This is a genomic window from Streptomyces sp. V4I8 (assembly GCF_041261225.1).
In the GTDB taxonomy this organism is placed as follows: Bacteria; Actinomycetota; Actinomycetes; order Streptomycetales; family Streptomycetaceae; genus Streptomyces.
This window is the reverse complement of the sequence record NZ_JBGCCN010000001.1, coordinates 5,657,501-5,671,224: the sequence shown is the minus strand read 5'-3', so window position 1 is coordinate 5,671,224 and position 13,724 is coordinate 5,657,501. Positions and strand designations below refer to the sequence as shown.

Sequence of the window (13,724 nt, the reverse complement as noted above, 5' to 3'; positions counted from 1 at the left end):
GACATACGCACTCCCGACATACGCACTCCCGACAAGGACGTTCATGACTGGACTGCCCAGCCGACGAGCCCGCTAAATCTCCCCGGCCCTCCCTGACCCCCCGGCCCTCCTGATCCTCCCCGGCCCTCGCTGTCCTCCCCTGCCCTCCTCAATCCCCTTGATCGAAGGCGAGGTCGAGCATCCGGATCGCGTTCCCGCGCAGCAGCTTGTAGGCCACCTCGTCGGAGAGCCCGCCGACATGCTCCTCGGCCACCCGCTTCGTCTCCGGCCAGGTCGAGTCGACGTGCGGATAGTCCGTCTCGAAGGTCGCGTTGTCCACGCCGACCGTCTCGATGGCCTCGATGCCGTGCTTGTCGCGGAAGAAGCAGCAGAAGATCTGGCGGTAGTAGTACGTCGACGGCGGCTCCGGGATCAGGTCCTTCACACCGCCCCAGGCCCGGTGCTCCTCCCAGACGTCGTCCGCGCGTTCCAGGGCGTACGGGATCCAGCCCATCTGGCCCTCGCTGTACGCGAGTTTCAGCCGGGGGAACTTCACCAGGACCCCCGAGAAGAGGAAGTCCATCATCGACGCCATGGCGTTGTTGAAGGACAGGGACGCCTGGACCGCGGGCGGGGCGTCCGGGGAGGCGGCCGGCATCTGGGAGCTGCTGCCGATGTGCATGTTGACGACCGTGCCGGTCGCCTCGCAGGCCGCGAAGAACGGGTCCCAGTAGCCGGAGTGGATGGACGGCAGCCCCAGATACGTCGGGATCTCGCTGAACGTCACCGCCCGCACCCCACGCGCCGCGTTCCGGTGGATCTCCGCGACCGCGAGGTCGATGTCCCACAGCGGGATCAGACACAGCGGGATGAGGCGGCCGCCGCTGTCGCCGCACCACTCCTCGACCATCCAGTCGTTGTAGGCGCGCACACAGGCCAGCCCGACCTCCTTGTCCTTGGCCTCGGCGAAGGTCTGGCCGCAGAAGCGCGGGAAGGTGGGGAAGCAGAGCGAGGCCTCGACATGGTTGATGTCCATGTCCGCCAGCCGGGCCTTGGGGTCCCAGCAGCCGCGCCGCATCTGCTCGCGGGTGATCCCGTCGAGCGTCATCTCGTCCCGGGAGAAGCCGACGGCCGCGATGATGCGCTTGTACGGGAACAGGTCCCCCTCGTACTCCCACCAGTCGGTGATCTGGCCGTCCGGGTCCGTGGTGAACCGGTACTTCCCGCCGACGTACGCGAGTTCGCCGATCCCGGCGGTGAGGGGCTTGGGGCCCCGGTCCCGGTACTTGGCCGGGAGCCAGGTCTCGAAGAGGTGCGCGGGTTCGATCACGTGATCGTCCACGCTGATGACTTTGGGCAGTTCCTTCGTGCCGCTCTCGGTACTGGCCACGCCTACCTCCTGGCTGCTGCGCTGCTGCCTGCCGGTGCCCTGAAGCGCTGAATCTGACGATCCATCAGATTTAGCTCAGGGTAGTCCTCCGGCGTGAGTCCCGCCAAGGGCCCACCGGGGGTGGCGTAAGATGCCCGCTCCCCCGGGCGAGTTCGGTGAAATCATGTGCGCCACTGGGGGCAACAGGGGGCGCAGGTGGAAGAAGCACGTCGTACGGCTCTCCTCGTCGGTGTCGGTGACAACCCTGGCGCGGAGCACCGGCTCCCCTCGCTGCGGGCGACGGTCGACGCGGATCTGCGCGCCATGAAGGCGGCGCTGCACGGCAGCGGCTACACCGTCCACACGCTGCGCGACCCCCAGCGCAACGAGATCACCGAGCGCGTCACCACCCTGTCCAGGGCCGCCCGCGCCGACAGCACGCTGCTCCTCTACTTCACGGGTCACGGGGTACGCATCGGCGACACCGACTACCTGGTACCGGCCGACGGGCTGGCTCCCGCGGACGGCGATCCGGACTGGGACCGCCCCCACATCCGCGAGTCCCTGCTGGACGCCGACATCAGCAGATATGTGACCGACTGCGGCGCCGGCACCGTGCTGTGGCTGATCGACGCCTGCCGTTCGGCCGAGGACGGAGGGGAAGCCGCCTTCGGCAGCCATGTCACCCGGGGCCCTCGGCACGGAGGCTTCGCGATGATGACGGGCTGCGCGCCCGGAGAGCGCAGCGGCTTCGCGGAGAGCGGCAGCTTCTTCTCGCTGGCGCTCGCGCACGCCTTCGACCCGCTCACCGAGGCCACGACGGTCGAGCAGGTGTATCAGTGGGCGCGGCAGCGGACCCGGGAGCTCGCCCGGCGGGCACGGACGGAGCCGCAGCAGGTGCTCATCCGCTACGGCAGCGACCTGGAGGCCGAGACCAGGGGCCGGGAGGTCGCCCGGGGCAGACGGTTGCTGGAGGCCTGGCTGGACGTCGTGCGCACTCCCGTCCTCTGGGATCACGTACGGGACGGTGACGCGGAGGTCGTCGCTCGTCTCCAGGACTGTCTGACCTCGCTCGCCGAGGATGCCGCCCGCCTGGTGCACCACGCCCAGCAGCGCCTGCCCGACCCCTGGGCCGACGACGAGTTCCCGGTACGCCTGCTGACCGACCGGCTCCCCCTCCTCCTGCCCAAGGACGCCGAACTGTCCGCCCTGGAGGTCACCGCGCTCATCGCCGGTGTGCTGCTGCACGAGGCCGCCTGGGCCGACCGGCTGAGCCAGGCCGCCGAACTCCACCCGCAGCACGTACGCCGCGACCCCGGCGCCGACGACCAGCGGCGGCACTACGAGCAGATCGCCGAGCACCATCCCCAGGTGGCCGAGAAGCTGGCCCACTGGCACTGGTGGGAGAGCGACCCCTCGGACGACCGCAACGCCGTCACCCTGTGGCTGGTCCACAACTGGATCGCGGAACGGTTCGCCACCGACGAGGAGGCGGTGCCGCCCGGGCCGGCCAACGGTTTCGTGGCCCGGCTGCTCGGGGCCGCGCCGGCGGAGCCGACCGGGCGGGCGGCTCAGCTGTCCACGGCACTGCGGGCAGTCGCCGCGGGCATCGTCCTCGGCGCCCCGCCCGACGGACAGCGGCCGCCCTTGCCCGCCCGTCATGTCGTACGGAAGACGCCGCAGCGTCTGCGTGTACGCCCCCTCGCCGCGTTACTGCGCCTCGCCGGACTGCTCGCCTTCGACACCCGGCGCCTGCCGGAGGTGCTCGCCGAGCACCTCGTCGTGTCCGATCCGGTGGTGCCGCGTGACGTCATCACCGTGCTGCGAGACGCCGTCTGGGACCTCGACCGGCTCGACCAGGACGGCGGCGCGCCCTCGTACCTGCATCTGGACGCGGTGTGCCGGCACCCCGCGCTCCATGCCGCACTCACGGAACTCGTCGAGGGCGCCGACGAACTCGGTTACGCGCTGCGCGAGACGGCGCAGCGGCTCCCCGACGACGAGGGCGGCCTACTGCGCAACCTGCCCGCACGGCTGACCGATCACCGGCTGCGACCGGACGAGGAACGGGGGCTGGCCGCCTACGACGTGCCGCCCGCCCGTTTCTCCCTCGCCCAGACGGAGATCCGCCGGCTGCTGATGGGCAAGCGGCTCTACGACGGCAAACCCTCCCTGGCCCTGCGCGAGCTGTACCAGAACGCGATGGACGCCTGCCGGTACCGGGAGATGCGGGTCCGCTACCTGCGCGGCTGCGGGAAGGGGGCCCCGGGACTGGGCGGGCGGCATCCGTATCGAGATGGGCGAGGACAGCCGGGGCCGGTACGTCGAGTGCGCGGACAACGGCGTCGGCATGAGCGTCGACCAGCTGAAGGGCACCTTCACCCGGGCCGGGCGGCGTTTCGACCAGTCCCACTCCTTCCGCCGCGAGCAGGCCGCCTGGCTGCGTCACGACCCGTCGTTGCGGCTGTACCCCAACAGCCGGTTCGGGATCGGCGTGTTCAGCTATTTCATGCTGGCCGACGCCATGACCATCGTGACCCGCCCGGTGGGCACGGACGGACGCCCGGCCGAGAGGGCGCTGCGGGTGGAGATCCCAGTGAGCGGAAGTCTGTTCCGGGTGCGGGAGGAGGACGAGTCGGGTGGGGCGGTGCTGCCGGAGGGAGGGACGCGGGTCCGGCTGTATCTGCGCGACCCGTACACGCTCACCGGGGATTCGTGTCTCGCGACACTGCGGGCCCTGGTCCTGGTCAGCGAGTTCGACCTGCGGGTGCGGGCCGCGGACGGCCAGGAACAGAACTGGCTGCCGGGGCACCTCCAGGGCGGCGACAGCGTGATCGGGGGCGCCGCGGACTCGGCCGTCGAGGCGGCTCCCGGCACCCTGTGGTGGGTCGACGGCGCCGGCGCCATCGTGTGCGACGGCATCGTCACCGACCGGACCCCCTTCGGCTACGTCCTCAATCTGACCGGTATGCACGCCGGCGAACTCAGCGTGAACCGCAACAAACTGGAGAGCTACGACACCAGGTGGGCCCGTGAGCAGATGCGCGCACACGCCCACGCACTCGCCGGGTGGTCCGGGTTGAGCCTCTCGTGGCTTCGGTCCATCGAGATGCTGAAGGTCTCGCTGGCCAAGCTCCTGTGGCGGGAATGGCAGGGACACGGCATCCGGGTCACGACCGGCGAAGGCCGGACGGTGGACCTCGACGAGGTGGGCTGGTTCAGGCTGGACCCGTCCCTCGACGGCAAGGCGGGCCGGGCCGACGACGGGTGGCTCCAGCGCGCCGTGCGCCCCTGGCGATCCGCCGCGCTCGGCCGGAGCCATCGTGCCCGCGGCGAGGCCGCCCCGCTCTCGCTCACCGGTCATCCCGTGCCGGAGCCCGGGTGGGCCGACATCGCGGCCAGGGCCAACGGCGACTGGCGCGACGCCGTGGTCGTGGCCTACGAGCAGGACGCGACCATGACCGACGTGTTGCGCGCGACACGGGGTCTGCGCATCGTCCACCCCCGGCTGGCCGGACCCGCGGTCTTCCACGACGGTGACCTGGGCTGGGAGCCGGACCACATCGACCGGTACCTCATGACCGGGCTCCTGGGCGCGGAGCCCGACCCCCTGGCCGACTTCGCGGCCGAGTCCCGCGGCGGCTCCCGACGGAAGTCCAGCGCCGAGATCTACTACCGACACCCGCCTTACGACCTCAGCGGCATCGTCCGTACGTCCGCCGACCATGGCCTCCCCCTCAGCGAGCTGGCCGAGGCGTGCGCCAAGTACGCGCCCTTCCTGCCCCAGCCGCTGCCCGCCGTACCCGAAGGTCATGACGACCGCGTCTGCACCGAGGAGGATCTGCTGCTTCTCTACCTCCGCGAGGACGTGAACATCTGGCGGCCCGCCACCACCCCCTGGGACGTCCGCACGGTGGCCGGGGCGACGGGCCACGCTCCCGAGGAGGTGCGGGAACGCATGGCCGAGTTCGGCTGGCTCGGCCGGCCGGTTCCCGACCGTGAGTCCGTCGACCGGTGGGCGGCCGTACCGGAGGGCCTCTTCCCCGTACTACGGCGCTATGTCACGGAGGACGGCGAGGGCCCTCCCACCCTGCCGTGGGCCGCCGCCGTGGACCTGGCGGCCGAGTGGGGGATCCCCCTGCGCAAGGCTGAGCGGATCCTCGCCGAGCAGGCGAAAACCCTCGGGCTGGCCTACCGGCGGCGATACAGGAAGGGCGGCACCGGACGGGGCGTCGTCCCGTCGCCCGGGACGGGCTCCCTGGTGGCCTGGCTGCACAACATCGGCGTACGCCTGGAGGACGGCGTCGCGCTGCGGGACCTCGCGTTCGTCCGGCCGCACGAGTGGTCCTGCGAGGAACTCTCCTGGTACGTCGACGAACTGCGCGCATGCGGGGTGCGGCTCCCGAACGCGGGGGGACTGCTGCGGGCCTGGGACGACGACATGACGACGCCCGCCAAGTACGCGTTCTCCGGCACCGATCCCTCGTGGGACGGGGCCGACTACCCCGTGCCGGCCACACCCGCCGTGCTGTTCACCGCGAGCCAGCAGTACCAGGAAAAGCTGTCGTTCATGTGGAAGACCGCGTACCGCGAAGTACGGCAGCGCGACCTCGATCCGGACCTCGTCACGGCCGAACTCCCCAAAGGACTGCGGAAGATGCGGCCGGGAAGGGACGAGGCGGCCGCACTCGTCGAGCACGGCACGACCCAGCACGGGATGCAGGAGGACGAGGACTTCGAGTGGTTCGAGAGCCCACGCTGGATACCGCTCACTCCGCAGCGCCTCGTCACCTACGCCCGTGCGAAGCACAAGGGCGCGCGTACGGCGTACCTGGCACTGCTTCCGCTGCGCGCCATCGGCGCCCTCGTCCCGGAGCTGAACGCCGAGGCCGTGGCCGCACTGCCCGACGACGTTCCCGACAGCCGCGACGCCATAGCGGTGGACCCGGCATACCGGGTCACCGCGCAGGGAACCGCCCTGGTCCCCCTGGACCTGCTCAGCATCGCCGGCCGCCTCGGCGAGTCCGTACGGCACACCTGGGAGCGCCGCCTCACCCCGTACCTCCCCCTCGAAGAGACACCACCGTCGATCCCCGAGGACATCCCCGACGCCGTACCCCACTGGCAGGACCTGGTGATCCTGTCCGCGCACCTCGACGGAAGACTGCCCGCCCTCACCGGCCCGGTGAGCCGGGAACGCCTGCTCCGCTCCGCTCAGGCGGCCGGCGAGACCCCCGGACGGGTCCGGGAGCGGCTGGAGTCGTACGCGGGACTGTTCGGGCTCGACCTAGCGCCCGCCGACGAGCACCCACCCCCCGACGAGGACAAGGCATGACCACGCACCGCAGACGCCACGACCACGCCAAGCCGTACGCCGAACAGGACCTCGGCGAGGTCGACGCCACCCCCTTCGCCCAGCGCCCCACCCCGGACGGGACCGGAGTCGTCGTCGCCGGAACCTGCCCGCGCTGCCACGGCCGTACGGAGACCCTGTTCCCCTGGGGCATGCCCGGAACGGGATCGAAGGGCGTGCTGAACCTCATACTGGGCAGGGACCCGGCCCCCGGCCCAGAGGACCCGCTCTCCCACGAGGTGCACTTCTGCGAATGCGGTCACCCCCACCCGCAGTGCCCGCCGGACACCTCCTACCGCGGCTGCGGGGCGAGTTGGCGGATCCGCCGGTGAGCGCCTGGTCCGACCGGCGGTGGGCCGAACTCGCGCGTGAGCTGGAGTTCACCCAGCTGTCGGAGCTGCGCAGACAGGCCGAGGGCTGGCGTACCGGCCTCACCGGGCTGACCACCCTGCTGGCGGTGCTCGTGCTGCTGAAGGGCCGGGACAACCTGGCCGAACTGCCCCAGTGGGCCCGCTCCACGGCGACCGGCCTCCTCCTGACCGCCTTCGTGCTGGTGACGGCGGGCTCCCTGCTGGCCGTTCGGGCGGCCCACGGTGTCCCCGGCGCCGAGATCCTGCTCGGCGGCCAGTCCCTCAGGCGCTGGACCGAGCGCGAGGTGTCCCGGGTGACGCGGGCGCTGGGCCGGGCGTCGGTCTGCTGTGTGGTGGGGGTGGTGCTGGTGGTCGGGGCCGTGGTCCTCGCGTGGGCGACCACCGGGGCCGCCGCCACCCACCTGGTCGAGGTGAGCACGGGCTCGGACGTGGTGTGCGGGGAGTTGGTGGAGGCCGACCGCAAGGGGGTGGTGGTCCGTACGGAGCGCGGCGGTGCGGTGTCCGTGCCGCAGGCGACGGTCGTGAGGGTCACGCCGGTCGGGAGCTGTGGCACGGCGGCCCCTTAGGAGCTCAGTTGTTCCAGCTCTCGTCATACGGATCCGTGGGCGCCGCCACCGGCTTCGCCTCAGTGACCTCGATGAACGGGATGGGGCCGCCGTTGACCGGGTCCTCGGTGCGGCGCGGGGTGTAGGTGCCGGTGATCCGCAGCCAGGTGTCCGGCTGGAGGACCGGGGGGACCTGGCCGGTGAGGGCGACCTTGACCGGCTGGGCGTCGGCGGCGCAGCAGTTGAGGGCCATGCGGACCAGGTAGGGGGCGCCGTCGCGGTCCAGCGCCAGGAAGCCGGTGAGCTGGACCCGGCGGTCGCGGAGGGTGCGGCCGTGGTCGTAGACGGCGCGGCCCGCGTAGTCGACGACGCTCAGGCGCAGGGGGTCGGCGGCGGGGAGGGCGGGGTAGGCGAGGGGTTCCTGGAGGGCCGTACCGGTGCGGGTCGCGCTGTAGGAGCCGAGGGCGGGCGGGGCGACCAGGATCAGGGCGAAGAGGGGGAGGACGAGGAGCCAGGCGACTCGGGGTTCGCGGTGGGGGTGGGGTTCGGGGTGAGCGTGGGTCGCCTCGTCCGCGCGGCCCTTGTGCCGCTGGACCCGCTTCCGCTCGTACCAGACGGTCGCCACCGCCGCCGCGATCAGCACCGCGCCGGACACCAGCACGAGCGGGCGCAGGCCCTGCTTGACGTACCGGAGATAGAGGTCGGTGGTGCCCGCGTGCAGCAGGGACGCGCCCAGCAGGAACAGGACTGCCGACTGGGCCTGGCGGTTCACAGGATCACCGCCCCGACCAGCACCGACACGACCACGGCCAGCGCGAAGGTGGCCGGTGCGAAGCGCAGGGCGAAGGCGCGGCCGAAGGTGCCCGTCTGCATCGCGAACAGCTTCAGGTCGATCATCGGGCCCACGACGAGGAAGGTGAGCCGGGCCGTGAGCGAGAACTGCGACAGCGACGCCGCAACGAACGCGTCCGCCTCCGAGCAGATCGACAGCACCACCGCGAGGACCGCGAGGGCGAGGACCGACAGCACCGGGTTGTCGGCCGCCGCGCGCAGCCAGCTCTCCGGGGCCACCGCCTTGAGTGTCGCCGCCGCCATCGCGCCAACCACCAGGAAGCCGCCGGCGTGCATCACGTCGTGCCGGACGGAGCCCCAGAAGGCCTCGCCCCTGCTCTGGCCGTCGTGGGACGGGTGGGAGGGCGGCTTCAGCCAGTCCGTACGGCCCAGACGCAGCCACAGCCAGCCCATCGCGCACGCCACCAGCAGGCTGGCGACCAGCCGGGCCAGGACCATCTCCGGGTTGCCGGGAAAGGCGACCGCCGTCGCCGTCAGCACGATCGGGTTGATCGCGGGGGCGGACAACAGGAACGTCAGCGCCGCGGCGGGGGTGACGCCGCGGCGGACCAGCGCCCCGGCCACCGGCACGGAGGCGCACTCGCAACCGGGCAGCACCGCGCCCGCCGCTCCGGCGACCGGGACGGCGAGGGCGGGTCGGCCGGGCAGGGCACGGGCGAAGAAGGACGGCGGCACGAACACCGCGATCGCCGCCGAGAGCAGCACGCCCAGCACGAGGAAGGGCAGCGCCTGGACCATCACCGCGACGAACACCGTCGTCCAGCTCTGCATGACCGGCGCGGAGAGCGCGCGGCGGATCGGGCTCTGCAGGAGCACCAGCACGACCATGAGCATGGTGAGGAGGAGCGGGGAGTCGAGGTGCCGGCCCTCTTGCCCGGCCCCGCCGGTTTCCTGCGGGGCCGCTTTGGTAATCGCCACGGGCGAGGTACCTCCGGTGGTGCGTAAGGGCGCTGGTTTCCCTCCCCTCCAGTACGGCCGGCGGGGCGGGGACGTTCAGTCGGGGAGTTCGGCGGAGGTTCGGTCGTGAAGGTCCGGTCGTGAAGGTCCGGTCGCGGAGGTTCAGTTGCGAAGGTTCGGTCGCGGAGGGGCGCTTCTGGAACCACCCGTCACTATGAGGCAGTCTTTTCCCTCGTGGGGAGCGTTCCGAATCAGGGCCTGGGGAGTGACACGGCCGCGCACATGGTGGTGTGCGGCGACGACGGGCTCGCGCACCGGCTTGCCGCCGAGTTGCGCGGGGTGTACGGAGAACAGGTCACGCTCGTCGTGCCACCCTCCGAACGCACGGTACGACCACCCGTCGTGGGCCGTGCCCGGGCCGCGTCGGCGGCGCTGCTCGGCGCGGTGACCGCGGCCGTGGGCCGCACGGGCGGCGGGGTCGGCGGCGGCAGCGAACCGGCCGGGAACATCCGGGTGGTGGAGGCCGCCGAGGCCACCGAGGCCGCGTTCGCCGACGCGGGCGTGGAACGGGCCGCCGCGCTCGCCCTCGTCTACGACGACGACGAGACCAACATCCGCGCCGCCCTCACCGCCCGCCGTCTCAACCCCCGCCTCCGGCTCGTCCTGCGCCTGTACAACCGCCGGTTGGGCCAGCACATCGAGGAACTCCTGGACCAGGCCGCCGCGTTGGCGACCGGCGTGGGGGACGCCGGCCTGGACGCCTCCACGACCGTCCTGTCCGACGCCGACACGGCCGCCCCCGCGCTGGCCGCCACGGCTGTCGCCGGCACCACCAAGGTCGTCCAGACGGACGGCCTGCTGCTGCGCGCGGTGGAGCGCCCGCCCCCGCGCCCCGGTCAGACGCCCCCGGCCGGACTGGCGACGCTGGCCCTGCTGTCCACGACCAGCAACGACCCGGCCGGAACGGACGGTTCGGAGGGCAGCGGGGACCAGGGCCCGCTGCTGCTGCCGGACGAGGCAGCCGTGCAGGGCGCCCGGGGACGGGGCACCGTCGTCCTGGAACAGGTGTCGTACGCGGGCCCGTCCCTGCCGTCGGGCCGGAGCGTCGTACCGTCGTTCGCCTCCCTGTTCTCGCGCCGGTTGCGGTGGTCGCTGGCCGGGCTGGTGGGGTGTGTCGCGGCGCTGGCCGTGGCGCTGACGGTGGTGACCGGGGAACACCCGCTGTACGCGACCTACATGACCCTCCTCGATCTCTTCGCCATCAACGAGCCCGCCCTCCACCAGTCCATGGCCCGCCAGATCCTCCAGCTCCTGTCCGGGCTGACCGGTCTGCTGCTGCTCCCGGTGCTGCTCGCCGCGGTGCTGGAGGCCCTCGGCACCTTCCGCACCGCGTCCGCCCTGCGCAAACCGCCGCGCGGGCTGGGCGGCCATGTGGTCCTGCTCGGCCTCGGCAAGATCGGCACCCGGGTCCTGACCCGGCTGCGGGAACTGCACATCCCCGTGGTGTGCGTCGAGTCCGACCCCGAGGCCCGCGGGATGGCGACGGCACGGCGGCTGCGGGTGCCGGTGGTGCTCGGGGACGTCACCCAGGAAGGCGTCCTGGAGGCCGCGAAGATCCACCGCTCGCACGCCCTCCTCGCGGTGACCAGCGCCGACACGACGAACCTCGAAGCCGCGCTGTACGCCCGCTCCGTCCGCCCCGACCTCCGTGTGGTCCTGCGTCTGTACGACGACGACTTCGCCACCGCCGTCTACCGCACCCTGCGTGCCGCGCACCCCTACGCCTCCACCCGCAGCCGCAGCGTGACCCATCTGGCCGCGCCCGCGTTCGCCGGGGCGATGATGGGGCGCCAGATCCTGGGGGCGATTCCCGTCGAGCGGCGGGTACTCCTGTTCGCGGCGGTCGACGTGGCCGGTCATCCACAGCTTGAGGACAAGACCGTCGGCGAGGCCTTCCGGGCGGGCGCCTGGCGGGTGCTGGCCCTGGACCGCTCCGGACGGGACGAACGCCGCGACGGTGGCCGGGAGGAACCGGCGGTGGAGGAGGCGTACGAGGAGCCCCGCGGGGGCGGCACGTCGGGGTGGGTGTGGGACCTGCCCGACACGTACGTCCTCCACAAGGAGGACCGGGTCGTCCTGGCCGCCACCCGGCGGGGGCTGGCGGAGCTGCTGGGGAGGCGGTCGCGGGAGCGGGCGGGGGCGTAGGCCGTCGCCGGGCGGGCGGTGTACGCCGTTTCTCGCCCCCGCCGCCCCTACCCGTCCCATCCCTTGAAGGGGCTCCGCCCCTTCCACCCCGCCAGGGGGCTGCCGCCCCCTGGACCCCCGCTGTCGGCCTACGGCCTCGTCCTCAAACGCCGGACGGGCTGAAAATGCCTCGTCCTCAAACGCCGGACGGGCTCAACGAGCCTTCAAGTGCCGCTCCGCGAAGTCCAGTTCCAGCCGCACCTGCTTGATCCGCTCGTCCACCACCAGCGACCCGTGCCCCGCGTCGTACCGGTACACCTCGTGCACCGCCCCGCGGGCCTCCAGCCGCTTCACATAGTTGTCGACCTGCCGGATCGGGCAGCGCGGGTCGTTCACGCCGGCCGAGATGTAGACCGGTGCCTTCACCTGGTCGACGTAGGTCAGCGGTGACGATGCCTCGAAGCGCTCGGGGACCTCCTCAGGGGTGCCGCCCAGGAGGGTGCGGTCCAGGGCCTTCAGGGCCTCCATCTCGTCGTGGTACGCGGTGACGTAGTCGGCGACGGGGACCGCAGCGATTCCCACCGTCCACGCGTCCGGCTGGGTGCCGAGGCCGAGGAGGGTGAGGTAGCCGCCCCACGAACCGCCGGTGAGGATGAGGCGGGCCGGGTCGGCCAGGCCGGACGTCACCGCCCACTCGCGGACCGCCGCGATGTCCTCCAGCTCGATCAGCCCGACCCGGTGCTTGAGCGCGTCCGTCCACGCGCGCCCGTAGCCCGTCGAGCCGCGGTAGTTGACCCGGACCACCGCGTAACCGTGGTCCACCCAGGCCGCCGGGCCCGCCGCGAACGCGTCGCTGTCGTGCCAGGTCGGGCCTCCGTGGATGTCGAAGACCGTCGGCAGCGGGCCCTCGGTGCCCTCCGGCCGCTGCACCAGGGCGTGGATGCGGCCGCCGGGGCCCTCCACCCACACGTCCTCCACCGCGACCGAGCCGGGGGACTTCAGGCCGGGCGGATCCAGGACCACGCGCCCCGTCGTCGACCGCACCGCCGACGGCTCCGCCGCCGACGACCACAGGTACTCCACGCTGCCGTCCGGGCGGGCCGTCGCCCCCGACACGGACCCCGCGGGAGTCGGGACCCGCACCAGCTCACGCCCGGCCAGTTCGTACCGGAACAGCTCGCTGCGGGCCTCGAAGCTGTGCGCGATCAACAGCGCGGCCCCGTCCGGATACCACTCCGCGCTGACGTCACCCGGCAGCTCCAGGGCGAGGTCCGTCTCCTCCCCCGTCGCCACGTTCCACACCAGCGGCTCCCAGCGGCCGCGCCGCTGGTGCCCGATGAGCAGGCGCGCGTCGCCGGTCACCGGGGCGAAGCCCAGGACCTCCAGGCCCAGTTCCTCGGTGCCGCCCTTGGTGTCGTCGAGCTCGGCGACCGCAGAGCCGTCGGGGCGCAGGACGCGCAGCGCCGAGTGCATCGCGTCGCCGTGCTCGGTGTGCTCGACGGCGATCAGCGAGCCGTCGTGCGAGAGGTCGCCGACGCCCGCGGACTCGCGGTGCCGGTAGATCTCCACCGGGGGCTCGCCGATCCGGGCCACATGGATCGTCGTGCCGTCCTCGTCCGTCGAGCGGCCCACGATCGCCGTACGTCCGTCCCGGCCGAGGGCGAGGCCCGCCGGGTACGACGGGTCCAGGCCCGGCGCGGCGAGCTCGTCCTCACCGCCGGTGAACGGCTGGCGGCGCCACACGCCGAACTCGTCGCCGTCCTTGTCGTCGAACCACCAGATCCACGCGCCGTCCGGGGAGAGCACCCCGTCCGTCGTGCCGTTCGGCCGGTCGGTCACCTGACGCTGCTCACCTGTCGAACGGTCCCAGGCGTACAGCTCGTACGTCCCTGTGGCGTTCGACACGAACAAGGAGCGGTCCGGTGCGTCCTCGGCCCAGTCGGGCAGCGACACCCGCGGCGCCCGGAAGCGCTTCTCCCAGTCCGGCACGCCCTTGTCCGCAATGCCCTTGTCCCGCATGTGGTGATCCCGCGAATCGGACCCGTGGCTGTCAGTCATGGATCCCATAGTGCCTGGCCCCGCCGACAATCCGCTGGCGAGGCCCCCAGCCTGTGGATAACTTTCACGCCCTGCCCGAGCGGCACCGACCCCGCGGCCGGACCCTCCCCAGGAGC

Annotated in this window: 8 protein-coding genes; 4 read left to right on the top strand and 4 right to left on the bottom strand. The window is 72.4% G+C overall.

The window, feature by feature from the left end; genetic code table 11:
• Window positions 1-148: 148 nt before the first annotated feature.
• Window positions 149-1,369: an amidohydrolase family protein gene (locus tag ABIE67_RS25815; RefSeq protein WP_370261800.1), complete on the bottom strand. Its 1,221-nt coding sequence runs from the start codon at window positions 1,367-1,369 to the stop codon at window positions 149-151.
• A gap of 195 nt (window positions 1,370-1,564) precedes the next feature.
• Between ABIE67_RS25815 and ABIE67_RS25810 the strand changes: the two genes are divergently transcribed.
• The 3 genes from ABIE67_RS25810 (at window position 1,565) to ABIE67_RS25800 (ending at window position 7,638) form a co-directional block, all read left to right on the top strand.
• Window positions 1,565-4,384 carry a caspase family protein gene (locus ABIE67_RS25810; protein ID WP_370261798.1) on the top strand — a complete coding sequence of 940 codons (2,820 nt, stop codon included), beginning with the start codon at window positions 1,565-1,567 and terminating at the stop codon, window positions 4,382-4,384.
• Window positions 4,385-6,679: 2,295 nt separating this feature from the next.
• Entirely contained in the window at window positions 6,680-7,033 is a 354-nt protein-coding gene (locus ABIE67_RS25805) for a hypothetical protein (protein ID WP_370261796.1), read from the top strand.
• Entirely contained in the window at window positions 7,030-7,638 is a 609-nt protein-coding gene (locus ABIE67_RS25800; protein WP_370261794.1) for a hypothetical protein, read from the top strand. The genes ABIE67_RS25805 and ABIE67_RS25800 overlap by 4 nt, the downstream gene beginning before the upstream one ends.
• A gap of 4 nt (window positions 7,639-7,642) precedes the next feature.
• Here the strand turns inward: ABIE67_RS25800 and ABIE67_RS25795 are convergent, their stop codons facing one another.
• Window positions 7,643-8,389, bottom strand: a complete 747-nt coding sequence (locus ABIE67_RS25795; RefSeq protein WP_370261790.1) for a TIGR03943 family protein — start codon at window positions 8,387-8,389, stop codon at window positions 7,643-7,645.
• A complete protein-coding gene (locus tag ABIE67_RS25790; RefSeq protein WP_370261788.1) occupies window positions 8,386-9,387 on the bottom strand; it encodes a permease in 1,002 nt (333 codons plus the stop codon). The genes ABIE67_RS25795 and ABIE67_RS25790 overlap by 4 nt, the downstream gene beginning before the upstream one ends.
• Before the next feature lie 261 nt (window positions 9,388-9,648).
• Here ABIE67_RS25790 and ABIE67_RS25785 point away from each other — a divergent pair, with 261 nt between their 5' ends.
• A complete protein-coding gene (locus ABIE67_RS25785; RefSeq protein WP_370268927.1) occupies window positions 9,649-11,571 on the top strand; it encodes an NAD-binding protein in 1,923 nt (640 codons plus the stop codon).
• 192 nt (window positions 11,572-11,763) lie between these two features.
• Here the strand turns inward: ABIE67_RS25785 and ABIE67_RS25780 are convergent, their stop codons facing one another.
• Window positions 11,764-13,608 (bottom strand): prolyl oligopeptidase family serine peptidase, encoded by a 1,845-nt coding sequence (locus ABIE67_RS25780; protein ID WP_370261786.1) that lies wholly within the window; start codon window positions 13,606-13,608, stop codon window positions 11,764-11,766.
• Between the last annotated feature and the right edge of the window lie 116 nt (window positions 13,609-13,724).

Coding starts and splice junctions, on each gene's coding strand:
- ABIE67_RS25805 (WP_370261796.1), top strand. CDS start 6,680: ATGACCACGCACCGCAGACGCCACGACCACGCCAAGCCGTACGCCGAA.
- ABIE67_RS25785 (WP_370268927.1), top strand. CDS start 9,649: ATGGTGGTGTGCGGCGACGACGGGCTCGCGCACCGGCTTGCCGCCGAG.
- ABIE67_RS25780 (WP_370261786.1), bottom strand. CDS start 13,608: ATGACTGACAGCCACGGGTCCGATTCGCGGGATCACCACATGCGGGAC.